Consider the following 18,941-nt stretch of genomic DNA (forward strand, 5'->3'; position numbering starts at 1 on the left):
TCGACATTATGTGTCCAACATCAAACCCTGTAGGAGCGAGCCTGCTCGCGAAGACGCCAGTCAAATCAGCATAAAAATCAAGCCCCACCCCCCGCATCCGCCCTCAACCCCATCGCCTCCACCGCCCTGATCGCCACCTGCTCATCCACATCCGAAACATCACCACTGACACCTATCGCGCCCAGCACTTGCCCCTCCCGATCCCTGATCAACACGCCTCCCGGGGCCGGCACGACGCTGTTTTGGCCCAGCCCATTCAAAGCGGCAAAGAACGCCGGGCGCTGCTGGGCGTCCTGGGCCAGCAGGCGCGAGCCCTTGCCCAGGGCGATGGCGCCCCAGGCCTTGCCGGTGGCGATCTGCGGGCGAAGCAGGCTGGCGCCGTCTTCGCGCTGCAAGGCAACCAGGTGTCCGCCGCTGTCCAGGACCACGACGGCCAAGGGTGCAGCGCTGATCTCACGACCCGTGGCAAGGGCTTGTCCGATCAGGTCGACGGCGATTTTCAAGGTTAGAACGCTCATGGGTGCTGTCCTTCTTTTGTTATGGGAGAGCCTTGCGGGCTTCACTTTCAGCAAAACCGAACACAACAAATAGAACACAACACTTAACACTTTTGTATACAATAATTTTCACAAAGCCCATTGATCGATGAAAATCCACCGCAAAATATGGCCTTCCGACGAATGAAACGAGTGCTTGAGAAAATGGATTGACCTGCGTCCTTCGTCGTGAATACACTCTCCGCAAAGCCACTTGTATACAATTACAAAACGTAAGAGGCACAAAACCATGAGCAAAATGAGAGCAATCGAAGCCGCCGTTCTGGTGATGCGCCGTGAAGGCGTGGACACGGCCTTCGGCATCCCGGGTGCTGCGATCAACCCGCTGTACTCCGCCCTGCAGAAGGTGGGTGGCATCGATCACGTCCTCGCTCGCCATGTTGAAGGCGCCTCGCACATGGCCGAGGGCTACACCCGGACCAAGGCCGGCAATATCGGTGTGTGCATCGGCACCTCGGGCCCGGCTGGCACCGACATGGTCACCGGCCTCTACAGCGCGTCGGCCGATTCGATCCCGATCCTGTGCATCACCGGGCAAGCCCCCCGCGCCCGTCTGCACAAGGAAGACTTCCAGGCTGTGGATATCACCAGCATCGTCAAGCCGGTGACCAAATGGGCGACCACCGTGCTGGAGCCGGGCCAGGTGCCCTATGCCTTCCAAAAAGCGTTCTTTGAGATGCGCTCCGGCCGCCCGGGCCCGGTGCTGATCGACCTGCCGTTCGACGTGCAGATGGCCGAGATCGAATTCGACATCGACGCCTACCAACCGCTGCCCCTGGCCAAACCCGCGGCCAACCGCGTGCAGATCGAAAAAGCCCTGGCGATGCTCAATCAGGCAGAGCGTCCATTGCTGGTGGCTGGCGGCGGCATCATCAACGCCGATGCCAGCGAACTGCTGGTTGAGTTCGCCGAGCTGACCGGCATCCCGGTCATCCCCACCTTGATGGGCTGGGGCACCATCCCCGACGATCACCCGCAGATGGTCGGCATGGTCGGCCTGCAAACGTCCCACCGCTACGGCAACGCAACCTTGCTCAAGTCGGACGTGGTGCTGGGCGTCGGCAACCGCTGGGCCAACCGCCACACCGGTTCGGTGGACGTCTACACCGAAGGCCGCACGTTCATTCACGTGGACATCGAGCCGACCCAAATCGGCCGCGTGTTCACCCCCGACCTGGGCATCGTTTCCGACGCGGCCTCGGCCCTGACGGTATTCATTGAAGTGGCCCGCGAATGGCAAGCCGCCGGCAAGCTGAAAAACCGCAGCGCCTGGTTGCAGGATTGCCAGCAACGCAAGGCCAGCCTGCAGCGCAAGACCCACTTCGACAACGTGCCTGTCAAGCCACAGCGGGTGTACGAAGAGATGAACCAGGTGTTTGGCAAGGACACCTGCTACGTCAGCACCATCGGCCTGTCGCAGATCGCCGGCGCGCAGTTCCTTCACGTCTATAAGCCACGCCACTGGATCAACTGCGGCCAGGCCGGCCCCTTGGGCTGGACCATTCCGGCCGCGCTGGGGGTGGTCAAGGCTGATCCGAGCCGCAAGGTCGTGGCGCTGTCGGGCGACTATGATTTCCAGTTCATGATCGAAGAGCTGGCGGTGGGCGCGCAGTTCAAGCTGCCGTACATCCACGTCGTGGTGAACAACTCCTACCTGGGCTTGATTCGCCAGGCCCAGCGCGGGTTCGACATGGACTACTGCGTACAGCTGTCCTTCGACAACCTCAACGCCCCGGAGCTCAACGGTTATGGCGTGGACCACGTGGCCGTGGCCGAAGGCCTGGGATGCAAGGCGTTGCGGGTGTTCGAACCCGCCGGTATCCAGCCGGCTCTGCGCCAGGCCCAGGCGATGATCGAGGAATTCAAGGTGCCGGTGATCGTCGAGATCATCCTGGAGCGGGTCACCAATATCTCCATGGGCACCGAGATCAACGCCGTCAATGAGTTTGAAGACCTGGCGCTTGTGGGTAACGATGCACCGACAGCCATTTCGTTGCTCGACTGACTTTCCTGTGGGAGCGAGCCTGCTCGCGAAGACAATTCACCGGTCATTGAATGTTGACTGGCACACCGCTTTCGCGAGCAGGCTCGCTCCCACAGGGGCCTACAACACAGTTTCAGGAGACCACCATGCCGCGTTTCGCCGCCAACCTGTCCATGCTGTTCACCGAACAGGATTTCCTCGCCCGTTTCGAAGCCGCCGCCAAGGCCGGTTTCAGTGGTGTCGAATACCTGTTCCCCTATGACTACAGCTCCGCCGAGCTCAAGGCCTTGCTCGATGCCAACGGCCTGACCCAAGTGCTGTTCAATCTGCCGGCCGGCGACTGGGCCAAGGGCGAGCGCGGCATTGCCTGCCTGCCGGACCGGGTCGAGGAATTCCGCGCCGGTGTCGACCTGGCAATCGCCTACGCCCAGGTGCTGGGCAACACCCAGGTCAACTGCCTGTCGGGGATTCGCCCGCAGAACTGCAGTGAAACCCTGGTGGAGAAAACCTTCATCGCCAACCTGAAATACGCCGCCGAGAAGCTGAAGGCCAAAGGCATCAGGCTGGTGATGGAAGCCATCAATACCCGCGACATTCCCGGCTTCTACCTGAACAACACCGCCCAGGCCCTGTCGATTCGCGAGCAGGTGGGCAGCGCCAACCTGTTCCTGCAATACGACATCTACCACATGCAGATCATGGAAGGTGACCTGGCCCGGACCCTGTCGGCGCACCTGGGCGAGATCAACCACGTGCAACTGGCGGACAACCCGGGCCGCAACGAGCCGGGTACGGGCGAAATCAACTACCGCTTCCTGTTCGAACACCTGGACCGCATCGGTTACTCGGGTTGGGTCGGCTGCGAATACAAGCCCCTGACCACCACCGAAGCCGGCCTGGGCTGGTTGAAAACACACAACGCGATCTGAAACGCATTCATCCCCCTGTGGAAGCGAGCCTGCTCGCGAAAGCAATCTGTCAAACCCAGCAGTGTTGACTGGCTCACCGCTTTCGCGAGCAGGCTCGCTCCCACAAAGGCAGCCACTACCGGCATAAAAACAAGAGGATTTTCCCATGGCTAAAATCGGATTCATCGGCACCGGCATCATGGGCCACCCCATGGCACTGAACCTGCAAAAGGCCGGTCACAGCCTGTTCCTGTCCCAGCACCACGACCCGGCCCCGGCCGACCTGCTGGCCGGCGGCGCCGTGGCATTGGCCAATCCGAAGGAAGTGGCCCAGGAAGCCGAGTTCATCATTGTCATGGTCCCGGACACGCCGCAGGTCGACGACGTGCTGTTTCGCGCCGAGGGTGTGGCGGCGGGCGTGGGCGCGGGCAAGGTGGTGATCGACATGAGCTCGATCTCTCCTACCGCCACCAAGGCGTTCGCGGCGAAGATCAATGAAAAAGGCGCGCAGTACCTCGATGCCCCGGTCTCCGGCGGTGAAGTCGGTGCCAAGGCCGCGACCCTGAGCATCATGGTCGGTGGCGACAGCGCCGCCTTCGAGCGGGCCCTTCCGCTGTTCCAGGCCATGGGCAAGAACATCACCCTGGTGGGCGGCAACGGTGACGGCCAGACCGCCAAAGTGGCGAACCAGATCATCGTCGCCCTGAACATCCAGGCGGTGGCGGAAGCACTGTTGTTCGCCGCGAAAAACGGTGCCGACCCCGCCAAGGTCCGTGAAGCGCTGATGGGCGGCTTCGCTTCGTCGAAGATCCTCGAAGTGCACGGCGAACGCATGATCAAGGGCACGTTCGACCCGGGCTTTCGCATCAGCCTGCACCAGAAGGACCTGAACCTGGCCCTGCAAGGCGCCAGGGAACTGAACATCAACCTGCCCAATACCGCCAACGCCCAACAAGTGTTCAGCACCTGTGCGGCCATCGGCGGCAGCCACTGGGACCACTCGGCGTTGATCAAGGGGCTGGAGCACATGGCCAATTTCTCGATCCGCGACAAATAAACCCTGCCCCTGTGGGAGCGAGCTCGCTCGCGATAGCGGTGGGTCTGCTTGCATTGATGTTGAATGTAAAACCGCTATCGCGAGCAAGCTCGCTCCCACAGAGAACCGAGTCGCTTCAGCCAATAATAAGAATCGGGAGCCCGCCATGTCGGTCGATCCGCAACAACTGCTGCGCGAGCTGTTTGCCACAGCCATCGACGCGGCCCATCCGCAACACGTCCTTGAACGCTACCTGCCCGGCGATCGCAGCGGTCGGGTGATCGTCATCGGCGCCGGCAAGGCCGCGGCGGCCATGGCGCAAGTCGTCGAGCGCTGCTGGCAGGGTGAAGTATCCGGCCTGGTGGTGACCCGCTACGGCCATGGCGCGCCCTGTCAGACAATCGAAGTGGTGGAAGCCGCCCACCCGGTGCCTGACGCCGCCGGCTTGGCCGTGGCCCAGCGGGTGCTGGAAATGGTCAGCAACCTCAGCGAAGACGACCGGGTGATTTTCCTGTTGTCCGGCGGCGGTTCCGCCCTGCTCGCCTTGCCGGCCGAAGGCATCACCCTGGCCGACAAGCAATCGATCAACAAAGCCCTGCTCAAGTCCGGCGCGACCATCGGCGAGATGAATTGCGTGCGCAAGCACCTCTCGGCGATCAAGGGCGGGCGCCTGGGCAAGGCCTGCTGGCCGGCGACGGTGTACACCTACGCGATTTCCGATGTGCCCGGCGATCTCGCCACGGTGATCGCCTCCGGCCCCACCGTGGCAGACCCCAGCACGTCGGCCGAAGCCCTGGCGATTCTCCAGCGCTACCACATCGAGGTGCCCGCCTCGGTGCGTACCTGGCTGCAGAGTCCGGCGTCGGAAACCGTCAAGCCCGGTGACCCAAGCCTGGCCCGCAGTCATTTCCAACTGATCGCCCGACCCCAGCAATCCCTGGAAGCCGCAGCGGTGAAGGCTCGCCAAGCCGGTTTCAGCCCATTGATCCTCGGCGACCTGGAAGGCGAATCCCGGGAGGTGGCGAAAGTCCACGCCGGCATCGCCCGGCAAATCGCCCTGCACGGCCAGCCACTGGCGGCACCGTGCGTGATTCTCTCCGGCGGCGAAACCACCGTCACCGTGCGCGGTGATGGCCGTGGCGGGCGCAACGCCGAATTCCTGCTCAGCCTGACTGACAGCCTCAAGGGCCATCCCGGCATCTACGCGTTGGCCGGCGACACGGACGGCATCGACGGTTCCGAAGACAATGCCGGCGCCCTCATGACCCCGGACAGCTATCGCCGCGCCGCCGAGCTGGGCCTGTGCGCCAGCGACGAGTTGGACAACAACAATGGCTACGGCTACTTCGCCGCCTTGGATGCGCTGATCGTCACTGAACCGACCCGCACCAACGTCAACGACTTTCGCGCCATCCTGATCCTCGAGAACCCCAAACATGACGCCTGATAAAAAGGTCAAGATCCTCGCCACCCTCGGCCCCGCCACCCGTGGCATCGATGACATCCGTGAGCTGGTACAGGCCGGTGTCAATATCTTCCGCCTGAACTTCAGCCACGGCGACCATGCCGACCATGCCCAGCGCTACCAATGGATCCGTGACGTCGAACAGCAGCTCAATTACCCGCTGGGCATCCTGATGGACCTGCAAGGCCCGAAGCTGCGGGTCGGCCGATTCGCCGACGGCAAGGTCCTGCTGCAACGCGGCCAGGCCCTGCGCCTGGACCTGGACCCGACGCCGGGTGATCAACGCCGGGTCAACCTGCCCCACCCGGAAATCATCGCGGCCCTGGAGCCCGGCATGGACCTGCTGCTGGACGACGGCAAGCTGCGCCTGCGCGTGACCGCCAGGCACCGCGACGCGATCGACACCGAGGTGCTCAACGGCGGCGAGCTGTCGGACCGCAAAGGCGTGAATGTGCCCCAGGCCGTGCTCGACCTGAGCCCGTTGACCGCCAAGGACCGGCGCGACTTGAGTTTCGGCCTGGAACTGGGCGTGGACTGGGTGGCGTTGTCGTTCGTGCAGCGTCCCGAGGACATCCGCGAGGCTCGCGCGCTGATCGGCAACCAGGCGTTCCTGATGGCGAAGATCGAGAAGCCGTCGGCGGTGACCCAACTGCGGGAAATCGCCGAATTGAGCGACGCGATCATGGTCGCCCGTGGCGACCTGGGGGTCGAAGTCCCGGCCGAAAGCGTGCCGCAGATCCAGAAAAACATCATTGGCACCTGCCGCGCCCTGGGCAAACCCGTGGTGGTCGCCACGCAGATGCTCGAGTCGATGCGCTTCTCCCCGGCGCCCACCCGTGCCGAAGTCACGGACGTCGCCAACGCCGTCGCCGAAGGCGCCGACGCGGTGATGCTCTCGGCGGAAACCGCTTCCGGCGACTACCCCCTCGAAGCCGTGCAGATGATGAGCAAGATCATCCGCCAGGTGGAAAACGGCCCCGACTACCAGGCACAACTGGACGTCAGCCGGCCGAAAGCCGAGGCCACGGTGTCGGATGCCATCAGCTGCGCGATCCGGCGCATCAGCAGCATCCTGCCGGTGGCGGTGCTGGTGAACTACAGCGAATCGGGCAGTTCCAGTCTGCGGGCGGCGCGGGAGCGGCCGACGGTGCCGATCCTCAACCTCACGCCAAACCTGCAGGCCGCTCGCCGCCTGACGGTGGCCTGGGGCGTGCATTCGGTGGTCAACGATCGGTTGAAGCAAGTGGATGAAGTCTGTTCCACCGCCCTGGAAATCGCCCAGGCCCAAGGGATGGCCCAGCGTGGCGATACCCTGCTGATTACCGCGGGCGTGCCGTTCGGGCAGCCGGGGTCGACCAATTCGCTGCGCATCGAGACGCTGATCTAGCGTCTGTACTGGCCTCATCGCGAGCAAGCTCGCTCCCACAGGGGCTGCGGTGCCCTTGTGGGAGCGAGCTTGCTCGCGATGAAGTCGACTCGGTCCCTCTGACACACACCTACCATGCCCAACACCCACTGCCCCGACTGGGCCACCGCCCTGCTCAACGGTTTCAGCCAGGTTTTTCTCCTGCGCCATCCGCTGTGCGGCCTGCTGTGCCTGCTGGCGATTCTGCTCACGGCGCCCGCCCTGTTCGGCGGCGCGTTGCTGGGCGGGGTGGCCGGGCTGCTGACGGCCCAGCGACGCGGTTACGCCAAGGCCGACCGGCAGGCCGGGCTGTTCAGCTACAACGGTATCCTGCTGGGCTTGCTGCTGAGCCTTGTGTTGCCCTGGTCCGTCCTGTTGCCGCCGTTGATCCTCGCGGCAGGTGGCCTCAGCGCGATGCTGACCCAGCAATGGCTCACGCGCACCCGTGGCCCTCGCTGCCTGCCCGTCTACACCGCGCCCTTTGTCGGGCTAGCTTGGTTGCTGATGAGCTTCATCTTGCCGCCGCTCCCTGCCAACGCGATTGAAGTGACGATACCCAACCTGCTGGGCGCTCTTCTGAGGGGGCTGGGCCAGGTCATGTTTCTCGACGACCCGGCAGCCGGTGCGCTGATCGCCGCCGGCCTGCTGTTGGCCCATCGTCGCGCCGCCGCTTGGGCACTGTTCGCTTCGGCCGTCGGCTTGGCCTTCGCCTTGTTACAGCATGAAAGCGCAACCGCCCTTTCCGGGCTGGGCGGCTACAACCCGGTATTGGTGGCGCTGGCCCTCAGTCAACAACGTCGCCCATGGCTGGCGCTGACGGGCATCCTCCTGGCAGCCCTGCTCGCGCCAGGTTTTACTGCCCTCGGCCTGCCCCCCCTGACGGCACCGTTCATTCTCGCCTGCTGGCTGATCCAAGCCACCGGCCGGGCGTGGCACCAGGCCAGCCTCGACACCGCGCCTTGCGCTCTACGGGGCAATCGCCCTAGGCTTCGCTGATTCCGGGTTAAGGCGAAGATGATGGACAGCAGCAACAACTGGCGTGAACGCCTCTACGTGATCATTTTCCAGACCGACACCGTGGCCGGCCGGCGCTTCGACACCACCCTGCTGTTGATCATCCTCGCCAGCCTGGTGATCGTGATGCTCGACAGCATCGACAGCGTGCACCAGCACTACGCGGCCCTGCTGGCCGGCATCGAGTGGGGCTTCACCTTCATCTTCATCGTCGAGTACGGCCTGCGCCTGTATTGCTCGCCCAAGCCACTGCGCTATGCCTTCAGTTTCTACGGATTGGTGGATCTGTTGGCGATCGTGCCTGGCATCCTGGCGCTGTACTACAGCGATGCCCAATACCTGCTGATCGTCCGGATCATCCGCATGCTGCGGATTTTCCGTGTGCTCAAGCTCAGCCCCTACCTCAAGCAAGCCAACTACCTGATGGCGGCGCTGCGCGGCAGCAAGCAGAAAATCATCGTGTTCCTGGTCAGTGTCTCGACCCTGGTGACTGTCTTCGGCACGCTGATGTACGTCATCGAAGGTCCCCAGCACGGTTTCACCAGCATTCCCAAGGGCATCTATTGGGCGATCGTGACACTGACCACCGTAGGCTTCGGCGACATCGTGCCCAAGACGCCCCTGGGCCAAGTGGTGTCATCCCTGGTAATGATTACCGGCTATTCGATCATCGCCGTGCCGACGGGTATTTTCACGGCTGAACTGGCCACCGCCATGCGCGGTGACCAACTCCAGCACGATTGCCCGGTGTGCAGCAAAAACAACCACGAACACGGTGCCGCTTTCTGCTCCCGTTGTGGCAATGCGCTGTTTAAAAAACTGGAATAAGCAAAGTACTTTTTGATGCTTGAAGGTCTATAGGCTTGCAGCTAGTGTGCTGGCTAATTGCCCGGAACCCCCGTTGATAAAAAGGAATTCGTAAGTGAAGAACTTCTTTGGCGCCTCCCTTCTCGCCGCCGGCCTGACCTTTGGCAGCCTGGCCCACGCCGCCCCGACCCTGCTCAACGTTTCCTACGACGTGATGCGCGACTTCTACAAGGATTACAACGCAGCCTTCCAGAAGCACTGGCAGGCCGAGCACAACGAAAACATCACCGTGCAGATGTCGTTCGGCGGCTCCAGCAAGCAGGCGCGCTCGGTGATCGACGGGCTGCCGGCGGATGTCATTACCATGAACATGGCCACCGACATCAACGCTTTGGCGGACAACGGCAAACTGGTCCCTGAGGACTGGGTCACTCGCTTGCCGAACAACAGCGCACCGTTCACCTCGGCCACGGTATTCATCGTGCGCAAAGGCAACCCGAAAGCACTGAAAGACTGGCCCGACCTGCTCAAGGACGGCGTGCAGGTGATCGTGCCCAACCCGAAAACCTCCGGCAACGGTCGCTACGCCTACCTGTCGGCCTGGGGCTACGTGCTCAAGAACGGCGGTGACGAGAACAAGGCCAAGGCTTTCGTCGGCAAACTGTTCAAGCAGGCACCGGTCCTGGACACCGGCGGTCGTGCCGCGACGACCACCTTCATGACCAACCAGATCGGCGACGTGCTGGTGACCTTTGAAAACGAAGCGGAAATGATCGCCCGCGAGTTCGGCCGCGAGCAGTTCGAAGTGATCTATCCGAGCGTTTCCGCCGAGGCCGAGCCACCGGTGAGCGTGGTGGATAAAGTGGTCGAGAAGAAGGGCTCCCGCGCGGCGGCCGAGGCCTACCTCAAGTACCTCTGGTCGCCGGAAGGCCAGGAGATCGCCGCCGCCAACTACCTGCGTCCACGGGACCCGGCCGTGTTGGCCAAATACACCGACCGCTTCCCGAACGTGGATTTCCTGTCGGTGGAAAAAACCTTCGGCGACTGGCGCACGGTGCAGAAGACTCACTTCAATGACGGTGGGGTTTTCGACCAGATCTACAGCGGCCAGTAAGAAAACAAATGAGTCATGCGCGGTCCTGTGGCGAGAGGATTTATCCCCGCTGGGCTGCGCAGCAGTCCTGGAATCGGACACTGTTGTGTTTCAGACAAATCGCGTCGGCTGCATTTGGGGCTGCTTCGCAGCCCAGCGGGGATAAATCCCCTCGCCACAAAGACAGCGCCAGCGCGCTCGCGATGAGTTCATCATCAACCGCAAGCATGTTTGATATCAGCTACAAAGCCTGTTCCTGAGCCCTGCAAGTCTTTAGCCTCACGCCATCCTTTCAATTGATCGATGAGATTGCCATGAGTGCTCATTCACCCACCTCGCCCGGCAGCCCCCTGACCCGCGGCATGGTCCTGCTCTTCGCCTTCTGCTGCGGCGCCATTGTTGCCAACATCTACTACGCCCAACCCATCATCGAACTGATCGCACCCGACGTCGGCCTGAGCAGCACCATGGCCAGCCTGATCGTCTCGCTGACCCAGATCGGTTATGCCCTGGGCCTGTTTTTCCTGGTGCCGTTGGGGGACTTGCTGGAAAACCGTCGGCTGATGATCATCACCACCGTGGTGGCGATCGCCAGTTTGTTAGGCGCTGCATTCACTGACCAGCCGAATGTGTTCCTGCTGGTCTCGCTGCTGGTGGGTTTCAGTTCGGTGTCGGTGCAAGTGCTGATTCCGCTGGCCGCGCACCTGGCACCGGAGGAGTCCCGCGGACGGGTCGTCGGTGGGATCATGGGCGGCCTGCTGCTGGGAATCCTGCTGGCGCGGCCGGTTTCCAGCGTCGTGGCCGATCACTTCGGCTGGCGGGCCATGTTCATCATCGCCGCCGCATTGATGGCCGCCATCAGCATCGTCCTGGCGCTGACCGTGCCCAAGCGCCAGCCCGACCATAGCGCCTCTTATGGCCAACTGCTGGGTTCGCTCGGCACCCTGCTGCGCCAACAACCGCTGTTGCGGCAACGGGCGTTCTACCAAGCCTGCATGTTCGCCACGTTCAGCCTGTTCTGGACCGCCGTGCCGCTGGAGTTGTCACGCAACCATGGCCTGTCCCAGACTGAAATCGCCCTGTTTGCCCTGGTCGGTGCCATTGGTGCCATCGCCGCGCCCATCGCCGGTCGCCTGGCGGATGCCGGCCATACCCGCAACGCCTCGCTGCTGGCAATGCTGTTCGCCAGCCTGAGTTTCCTGCCGGCGTTCATCCATCCGCTCTACAGCGTGATCGGCCTGGCAGTGACAGGGGTGGTCCTGGATTTCTGTGTGCAAATGAACATGGTCCTGGGCCAGCGCACCATCTATGCCCTCGATGCCAAGAGTCGCAGCCGGCTGAATGCGCTGTACATGACCAGCATCTTCGTCGGCGGTGCCTTCGGCTCATCGATTGCCAGTGCGGTGTACGAACACGGCGGCTGGTTGTGGGTGGTGATCGTCGGCAGCGCCTTCCCGCTGTTGGCCTTGTTGCGCTTCTTGAGTGCCTCGCGCAAGCCGTTCCTGGCAACGGCCTGATCACCCAGGCACAAAAAATGCCCGGTCGCCCAAAGGCGCCCGGGCATTTTCATTGGAGCGGTCAAATACGCACGTTGCCACGGGGCCCGGCAATCGCCCAGATGATCAGGCCCAGGACCGGCAGCAGCAGGATCAGCAGCACCCAGAGGATTTTCATCCCGGTTTCCGCGCCACTCTTGAGTACATTGATGATCGCCCAGATATCGAGCGCCAGGATAATCAGGCCGACCAAGCCGTTGAAAGTGGAACCCATGGTGTCGCTCCCAAATGGTGATGTGCACCCTTAGGATAGCGGGACCCCGGCAAGGGTTCCGTTTTATTGCTTCAGACGTGGATCGCGACCTTGAGGGCTTCCAGGGCCGGCGCGGCGGCGATGCCGACTTCAGCACACAATTGCAGCACCCGTGGCACATCGTTGCCGTACACCAGCACCATCTGTAATTCATCGTCGAGCAACTGGCTGAAGTTCATCAGCACGTAGCCGCCGTTTTCCTTGTTCAGGCTGCTCATCTGGATCTGGATGCGGTTGAGCGCGGTCAGGGCTTCGGTTTTCGCCAGTTGCTTGGGCTTGAGGTTGAACGCCACGCCGGGGCCGAACGAGGCGACGATCTGTTCGAACAGGTCCGTGTAGGTGTCGGCCTGGAACAGCACAGTGTCCGGCAGGCTGCCCACCACCACCCACTCACCCAACGGGATCGGGAAGGTGTCGTCGTAATTGATATCGGGATTGGCCGCCAGGAAAGCCGTCGGATCGGCGTAGGCCTGGGCCGCTTCATCAGCGATTTTCGTAATGTCAGCCTCGCCGAGGCAGCCGGAGCTGATTTTACCGATGAGTTCGACGAGGGCGGCTTTCATGGGGTGGATCCTGTGGCGAAGGGTGTCTTGAGGGCGGGCAGGATAGCGCATCACATCGGTCGAGTCAGGAACCTGTGGCCCCGGAGCTTTTGTGGCGAGGGGATATATCCCCGCTGGGCTGCGAAGCAGCCCTAAAGACAGCATGCCACAGCGAGTTGTCAGGTTTTAGGGCCGCTCCGCGCCCCAGCGGGGATATATCCCCTCGCCACAAGAGCAATGTCACTCCAGAATCACGGCCCCGGAGGAAGATCAGGCCAACATCTTTTCCAACTGCGCCGTGGTGTCCACCGCGCCCATGGTCTTGGCGGCATCGAGGGCCGAGACGCCGTTGGCATCCTTGGCTTTCGGGTCGGCGCCTTTGCCGATCAGGTAGTCGACGATTTCCACCCGGTTGAACATCGCCGCCATCATCAAGGCGGTACGACCATCAAAGGAGGCGCCTTCCACTTGCGCGCCGCCGTCCACCAGCGCCGCGACCACGGCCAGGTCGCCCTTGAACGCCGCGCCGGCAATCGGGCTCTGGCCGTTGTCGTTGCGAATTTCCGGATCGGCCTTGTGTTCCAGCAACACTTTCACCGTTTCCACATGCCCGTGGTAAGCGGCCAGCATCAACAGGGTGTCGCCCTTGTGGTTACGCAAGTTGGGGGGCAAGCCCTTGCTCAGCAGCGCGGCCATCATGGCCGCATCGCCCTGGCGTGCGACGTTGAACACCTGCTCGGCAAACTCGGCAGCCTCTTCCGGGGTCATCTGGCGGCTTGTATCAGACATGGGAAACTCCACTCGGGTCTTCGCAAAGCGGCTAGTTTCCCGAGGGACCCGGGCGCTGTCATCCCTTTTTTCGCTGTGCCTGCCATAGCCAGAATCAATAACGCAATTGTCCGTCCTGGATCCGGGACGCCAACTGCCGGTCCACCCGCACGTAAGTATCGGTACCCGGCAACCAGGCATAGACCGGTTCGTCCCCCGCGACGCAGGGGTCGAACCCTTCGGCCTTGAGGCGAGTCTTCTGGTACTTGAAGGTGCCGGTGGTGTCCATCTTCACCTTGATGCGCAGGAATAGCGGCACGGCGTAAGCGGGCAACTTGCATTGCAAGAATTGCAGCAATTCGCTGAAGTCCAGGGTCGCCAGGGATTCGGAGGGGGTGATCGCCGCCATGCCGGCGCGACCATTGGTGCCGATGATCTCCACGCCATAAGCCACCGCCTCGGCCACCTGCGGGTGTTGCAGCAAGACGTTTTCGACTTCCGTGGTCGAAACGTTTTCGCCTTTCCAGCGATAGGTGTCGCCGAGGCGATCGACGAATTGCCCATGCCCGAAACCGATGTTGCGCAGCAGGTCCCCGGTGTTGAAGTAGCGGTCGCCCGGCACGAAGACATCCCGGCAGATGGTCTTTTCGGTCAAGGCCTGCTCGGTGTAGCCGTCCAGTGGCGCCTTCTCGTCGATCCGCGCCAGCAGCAGGCCCGGTTGGCCCTTGGGCACCTTCTGCATGCGACCTTGCAGGTTGCGCAACGGCAGGCCACTGGCATGATCGTACTGCACCAATGCCCACCCCATCAGGGAGAACCCGATGGTGTTGTCGAAATTCAGGATGTTGGTGAAACCGATATTGCCGTCGCTGGCCGCATACAGCTCGCAAATGTGGTCGATGCCAAAACGGGTCTTGAAGGTCGACCAGGCGCCGGGCCGCAGGCCATTGCCAATCATTTTCCTTACACCGTGACGGCCGTCATCGGCAGCGACAGGCTGGTCGATCAGGTAGCGGCACAATTCTCCGACATACCCCAGCGTGGTCGCCCGGTAGCGGCGTACGTCGTTCCAGAACTGGCTCGCGCTGAACTTGCGTCGAATCGCGAACCCCGATGCCCCACAGATCGCTGCGCCCCAACACACGCACAGGCCCGTGGCGTGGTACAGCGGCAACGTGCAATAGACGACATCGTCGGGCTGCATGTCCAGGGCGATCAGGCCGAAGCTGGTGGACGTGCGCATCCAGCGACCATGGCGAAACACGCCGGCCTTGGGCAGCCCGGTGGTGCCCGAGGTGTAGAGATAGAAACATGGGTCGTTGCAGAAAACCTGCCGGCTGCACGCAGGGTTGTCGCCCGGGTAATCCTCGCAGCCCGCCATCAGATCGATGAAGCCGGGCGGGGCATCGGTACCGTCCTGATCCGCCAGCCACCAGGTCCTGTTGATCGGCAGTGCGGTGCGCGCTCGCACATCGTTGAAAGCCGCGACCCGCTCATCCCCGACCAGCACCGCGACCGGGTTGACCAGGGCCAGGCTGTGCACCAGCGCATCACCGGTTTGCGAGGTATTGAGCATGGCACTGACGGCGCCAACCTTGGCCATCGCCAGCACGCTGATCAGCAACTGTGGCCGGTTCTCGACGAATATCGCCACGCAATCGCCCTTGCCGATGCCCTGGGCCAAGAGGTAATGGGCGATGCGATTGGCCTGCGCATTGACCTGTGCATAACTCAACACCGTGTCGCCACACAGCAGTGCCGGGCCTTGGGGATTGCGTTGCGTGGCCTGTTCGAAACACCAGCCCAGGCCACAAGGTTGGGTCGGGTCCTGGACGTTGGCCAGCTTCATGCCTTTGACGATCCGGGGGACGGCTTTGGCGATGACGGGCAACTTGCGCAGCATCATGCCCCAGGTAATGGCGTCGCTGGGTGTACGACTCATGGTGATCTTCCCCGTTCGACCTCGTGGGTCTCGGTTCTTGTTATCGGGCTGGCGGTGATTTTGGCTCGAAAGTACGCCTGCGATCGCAGCGCTGTACACGCGGTTTTTGCAATGTTTTGTATCCGCTGCCCGAGGCAGGCGAAGCGTGAGCGCCGCAAAACGATTTGGTTCCAAAAATCATTGCCCGACCACGCAAAATGCAGGATGCACGATAGCTATTCATGCAAGATGCACGAAATCGAAAAACCGGAAAAAGAATAACTATTTGTTTTAAAAGGAATTTTTATAAAGACAAATGCTGGCACAGACAGTGCAACCACCCCTCCACGGTTTGCCATACCCTGGAGCAGTCAACTATGAACATGATTCAAGAAAAGTTTGCGTCCCTGTTTTCCAACTACGAAGTGACCACCCAGCCCCGCCCGGATGGCGGCATTCTGCTGACCCTGCGTAACAGTGACGGCAAGCTGTTCAAGCGCACGATTTCCTATGCTCAGTTGCATGCGGGGGATCAGTTGTCCTGGGCGATCAGTGCGATCCGTCGCGACCTGGCCGAGCAGGCCAGCGAGTTGCCACAGATCACCTTGTTGCAGAGCCAGCATCGGTTTGCTTTGCCGACTTACCATAGCGCTTGAGTCCGCTGGAAAACCGGCTTTACTGTTCACTTGGAAAACGGCGCTTCTTTCAGAGATGGGAAGCGCCTTTTTTGCTGCGTGGTAAACCCGTCGTTTCGGGAGCTTCCAAGCACCTGCCCTGCACTCCCAACGCAGCTCAGTCTTCCAGGCGTGGAAAACGTCGGGCGATAGCATCACCGGTGAGCCTGGCAACCAAGCCCTGCGGGTCACCGCCCAGGCGGATCACGACGTAATGCGGGCGCTCCCCGCTGTCAAACCAATGCGGCGTACCCGCAGGCACCGTGATCAAGTCATTCCTTTCACACAGCACTGCGTAGACATAATCGCCAATGTGCAGGTTGAACACCCCCCGACCGCTGGCGAAAAACCGTACTTCCTCTTGGCTATGGCAGTACTCATCGAGCACCTCGGCTTGTTTCGGATGGTCATGACTGACGCTGATCACACCGACCGCCACGTAGCCCCGCTCGGTCATTAACGTATCGATCTGAGCCTGGTAAGCCGCAATGATGTCCTCCTCACGGGCACCCGGCTGGATTTTCACCGCCGCCTCCCAACGGGCAAAGTGAACACCTTGCTCAGCCAACGTCGCGGCAATGTCCTCGAAGTGGGTCAACACCTTGTTCGGAATGTCGGGGCTCGAAACGTGATAGACGGACAGGCTGCTCATGACAATGGCTCCAGCAAATTAACGGTTCGAAGGCTCATGGCCGGTCCTCTTGCATACGTGTCGCAATGATAACGGCTGCCGCGAACGCGGCGAGGCTGGCGAGACTGAACGTCCAACTGGCACCCAGGGCATTCCAGCTATAACCGGAATACAACGCGCCCAGGGCCCCGCCCGTGCCGGCCAGCGCCGCATACAGCGCCTGCCCCTGGCCTTGCTGGCGAGGACCGAAACTGCGTTGCACGAAATGGATGGCGGCGGCATGAAAACTGCCGAAGGTCGCCGCGTGCAACACCTGGGCGAACAACAACACCCAGAGAAATTCGGCCAGTGAGCCCAGCAACAGCCAGCGCAACGCCGCCAGCAGGAAACTCGCCAGCAATACCCTGCGCACGGAAAACCGCGTCAGGATCCGGCTCATCAGCAGGAAGACCAAAACTTCCGCCACCACGCCGAGGGCCCAGAGCAGGCCGATCAACCCGCGACTGTAGCCCAGGTGTTCGAGGTGCAAGGTCAGGAAGGTGTAATACGGCCCGTGGCTCACCTGCATCAGGCCCACACAGGTATAGAACGCCAGCACGCCAGGGTTGCGCAGTTGCCGCAGGAACCCCTCCCCCGCGATGCGCGGCCCCTGCAATGGCTGGGCATTGGGCACCCAGAAGCTGGCGAGCACGATGCCGGCCATGATCAGCACCAGCGCCACCGGATAGATGTCCAGGCTCAGCCATTCGAACAAGCGGCCGAGCATGACCACGGTGATGATGAAACCGATGGAGCCCCAGAGGCGGATCTGGCTGTAGCGCGAGGCCTGCCCGCCCAGATGGGCCAGGGTAATGACTTCGAACTGCGGTAACACCGCGTGCCAGAAGAAGGCATGCAGCGCCATGACCATCGCCAGCCAGGCGTAACTTTTATCGAGGAAGATCAGCGAGAAGGCCAGCAGCGTGCAAATCGCGCCAAAACGCACGATCGCCAGGCGCCGACCGGTGTAATCCCCCAGCCAGCCCCAGATATTCGGCGCCACACAGCGCATCAGCATCGGGATCGCCACCAGCTCGCCAATACGCGCCGCATTGAAGCCCAGGTAATCGAAATACAGCGCCAGGAACGGCGCCGTCGAACCGAGCAGCGCGAAATAGAACAGATAGAAGCTGGAGAGCCGCCAGTACGGCAGTGCCGCCACGGGCGTCAGGCCACGGCGGTCGGCAGGCCAACCATCAAAGCTGCCCCAGCACCGGAGTGCTGACGCGAACGTCGGCGTTCTGGCCGCGATGGCGCAGCAGGTGATCCATCAGCACGATGGCCATCATCGCTTCGGCGATGGGCGTGGCACGAATGCCGACGCATGGGTCATGACGGCCCTTGGTGATGACGTCCACCGGATTGCCATGGATGTCGATGGAGCGGCCCGGCGTGGTGATGCTGGACGTTGGCTTCAAGGCCAGGTGCGCCACGATCGGCTGGCCCGATGAAATGCCACCGAGGATGCCGCCGGCATTGTTGCTGAGGAAGCCTTGCGGCGTCAGTTCGTCACGGTGCTCGGTGCCACGCTGGGCGACACAGGCGAAACCGGCGCCGATCTCCACGCCTTTCACCGCGTTGATGCTCATCAGCGCGTGGGCCAGCTCGGCGTCGAGGCGGTCGAAGATCGGCTCGCCAAGGCCCGGCATCACACCCTCGGCGACCACGGTGATCTTCGCGCCGACCGAATCCTGGTCCCGGCGCAGTTGGTCCATGTAGGCCTCGAGCTGCGGCACCTTGTCCGGGTCGGGGCAGAAGAAGGCATTCTGTTCCACCGAATCCCAGGTCTTGAACGGGATTTCGATAGGGCCCAACTGGCTCATGTAGCCACGGATGACGATGCCCTGGCTGGCCAGGTACTTCTTGGCAATCGCCCCGGCCGCCACGCGCATGGCGGTTTCCCGCGCCGAGCTGCGACCGCCGCCACGGTAGTCGCGCTCACCGTATTTGTGGTGGTAGGTGTAGTCGGCGTGGGCCGGGCGGAACAGGTCCTTGATGGCCGAGTAGTCCTTGGACTTCTGGTCGGTGTTGCGGATCAACAGGCCGATGGCGCAGCCGGTGGTGCGCCCTTCGAACACACCAGACAGGATTTCGACTTCATCGGCTTCCTGGCGCTGGGTGGTGTGGCGGCTGGTGCCAGGCTTGCGGCGGTCCAGATCACGCTGCAGGTCGTCCAGGGAAATCTCCAGGCCCGGCGGGCAGCCGTCGACAATGGCGACCAACGCCGGGCCATGGCTTTCGCCCGCGGTGGTGACAGTGAACAGCTTGCCGTAGGTATTGCCGGACAT

At 62.2% G+C, this 18,941-nt stretch carries 18 protein-coding genes; 10 read left to right on the forward strand and 8 right to left on the reverse strand.

All coding sequences use genetic code 11. The annotated features are described in order from the left end of the window. Window positions 1-77: 77 nt before the first annotated feature. Window positions 78-518: a GlcG/HbpS family heme-binding protein gene (locus ACMTA2_RS24405; RefSeq protein WP_413792122.1), complete on the reverse strand. Its 441-nt coding sequence runs from the start codon at window positions 516-518 to the stop codon at window positions 78-80. A gap of 268 nt (window positions 519-786) precedes the next feature. Here ACMTA2_RS24405 and gcl point away from each other — a divergent pair, with 268 nt between their 5' ends. The 9 genes from gcl (at window position 787) to ACMTA2_RS24450 (ending at window position 11,786) form a co-directional block, all read left to right on the forward strand. Beyond that, a complete protein-coding gene (gene gcl / locus ACMTA2_RS24410; protein WP_413792123.1) occupies window positions 787-2,562 on the forward strand; it encodes a glyoxylate carboligase in 1,776 nt (591 codons plus the stop codon). A 125-nt stretch (window positions 2,563-2,687) separates the two neighbouring features. Beyond that, window positions 2,688-3,470 carry a hydroxypyruvate isomerase gene (hyi, locus tag ACMTA2_RS24415; RefSeq protein WP_413792124.1) on the forward strand — a complete coding sequence of 261 codons (783 nt, stop codon included), beginning with the start codon at window positions 2,688-2,690 and terminating at the stop codon, window positions 3,468-3,470. 145 nt (window positions 3,471-3,615) lie between these two features. Beyond that, on the forward strand, window positions 3,616-4,506 hold the full coding sequence (locus ACMTA2_RS24420; RefSeq protein WP_413792125.1) for a 2-hydroxy-3-oxopropionate reductase: 891 nt from the start codon (window positions 3,616-3,618) through the stop codon (window positions 4,504-4,506). A gap of 145 nt (window positions 4,507-4,651) precedes the next feature. After that, window positions 4,652-5,932 carry a glycerate kinase type-2 family protein gene (locus ACMTA2_RS24425; RefSeq protein WP_413792126.1) on the forward strand — a complete coding sequence of 427 codons (1,281 nt, stop codon included), beginning with the start codon at window positions 4,652-4,654 and terminating at the stop codon, window positions 5,930-5,932. Then, a complete protein-coding gene (gene pyk, locus ACMTA2_RS24430; RefSeq protein WP_413792127.1) occupies window positions 5,922-7,337 on the forward strand; it encodes a pyruvate kinase in 1,416 nt (471 codons plus the stop codon). Before ACMTA2_RS24425 ends, pyk begins: the two co-directional genes overlap by 11 nt. 114 nt (window positions 7,338-7,451) lie before the next feature. Next, complete coding sequence (locus ACMTA2_RS24435) at window positions 7,452-8,351, forward strand: urea transporter (protein ID WP_413792128.1); 900 nt, start codon at window positions 7,452-7,454, stop codon at window positions 8,349-8,351. A gap of 21 nt (window positions 8,352-8,372) precedes the next feature. Then, entirely contained in the window at window positions 8,373-9,197 is an 825-nt protein-coding gene (locus tag ACMTA2_RS24440; RefSeq protein WP_413792129.1) for an ion transporter, read from the forward strand. Window positions 9,198-9,291: 94 nt separating this feature from the next. After that, entirely contained in the window at window positions 9,292-10,290 is a 999-nt protein-coding gene (locus ACMTA2_RS24445) for a sulfate ABC transporter substrate-binding protein (RefSeq protein ID WP_413792130.1), read from the forward strand. Between the two features lie 293 nt (window positions 10,291-10,583). After that, complete coding sequence (locus ACMTA2_RS24450; protein ID WP_413792131.1) at window positions 10,584-11,786, forward strand: MFS transporter; 1,203 nt, start codon at window positions 10,584-10,586, stop codon at window positions 11,784-11,786. Between the two features lie 61 nt (window positions 11,787-11,847). Here ACMTA2_RS24450 and ACMTA2_RS24455 read toward each other — a convergent pair whose 3' ends face one another. The 4 genes from ACMTA2_RS24455 to ACMTA2_RS24470 all read right to left on the reverse strand — a co-directional run bounded on the left by ACMTA2_RS24455 (window position 11,848) and on the right by ACMTA2_RS24470 (window position 15,330). Then, complete coding sequence (locus tag ACMTA2_RS24455) at window positions 11,848-12,039, reverse strand: PLDc N-terminal domain-containing protein (protein ID WP_003204476.1); 192 nt, start codon at window positions 12,037-12,039, stop codon at window positions 11,848-11,850. A 71-nt stretch (window positions 12,040-12,110) separates the two neighbouring features. Then, on the reverse strand, window positions 12,111-12,641 hold the full coding sequence (locus tag ACMTA2_RS24460; RefSeq protein WP_413792132.1) for a hypothetical protein: 531 nt from the start codon (window positions 12,639-12,641) through the stop codon (window positions 12,111-12,113). 249 nt (window positions 12,642-12,890) lie between these two features. Further along, window positions 12,891-13,409, reverse strand: coding sequence for an ankyrin repeat domain-containing protein (locus tag ACMTA2_RS24465; protein ID WP_413792133.1), 519 nt, complete (start codon window positions 13,407-13,409; stop codon window positions 12,891-12,893). A 94-nt stretch (window positions 13,410-13,503) separates the two neighbouring features. After that, a complete protein-coding gene (locus tag ACMTA2_RS24470; RefSeq protein ID WP_413792134.1) occupies window positions 13,504-15,330 on the reverse strand; it encodes a long-chain-acyl-CoA synthetase in 1,827 nt (608 codons plus the stop codon). A gap of 356 nt (window positions 15,331-15,686) precedes the next feature. On the opposite strand from ACMTA2_RS24470, the gene ACMTA2_RS24475 reads away from it, so the two are divergent. After that, the gene (locus ACMTA2_RS24475) at window positions 15,687-15,965 is read left to right on the forward strand and encodes a DUF3509 domain-containing protein (protein ID WP_003204481.1); all 279 of its coding nucleotides are present in this window, start codon (window positions 15,687-15,689) and stop codon (window positions 15,963-15,965) included. 136 nt (window positions 15,966-16,101) lie between these two features. Here ACMTA2_RS24475 and ACMTA2_RS24480 read toward each other — a convergent pair whose 3' ends face one another. The 3 genes from ACMTA2_RS24480 to aroC are packed head-to-tail and all read right to left on the reverse strand — an operon-like array spanning window position 16,102 to window position 18,941. Next, window positions 16,102-16,635 carry a 1,2-dihydroxy-3-keto-5-methylthiopentene dioxygenase gene (locus ACMTA2_RS24480; RefSeq protein WP_413792135.1) on the reverse strand — a complete coding sequence of 178 codons (534 nt, stop codon included), beginning with the start codon at window positions 16,633-16,635 and terminating at the stop codon, window positions 16,102-16,104. Window positions 16,636-16,669: 34 nt separating this feature from the next. Continuing rightward, entirely contained in the window at window positions 16,670-17,815 is a 1,146-nt protein-coding gene (locus ACMTA2_RS24485; protein ID WP_413792136.1) for an MFS transporter, read from the reverse strand. Window positions 17,816-17,849: 34 nt separating this feature from the next. Further along, window positions 17,850-18,941 carry a chorismate synthase gene (gene aroC, locus ACMTA2_RS24490; RefSeq protein ID WP_413792137.1) on the reverse strand — a complete coding sequence of 364 codons (1,092 nt, stop codon included), beginning with the start codon at window positions 18,939-18,941 and terminating at the stop codon, window positions 17,850-17,852.

Origin of the sequence: Pseudomonas medicaginis, from assembly GCF_965119365.1 — a bacterium.
Taxonomy (GTDB): Bacteria; Pseudomonadota; Gammaproteobacteria; order Pseudomonadales; family Pseudomonadaceae; genus Aquipseudomonas.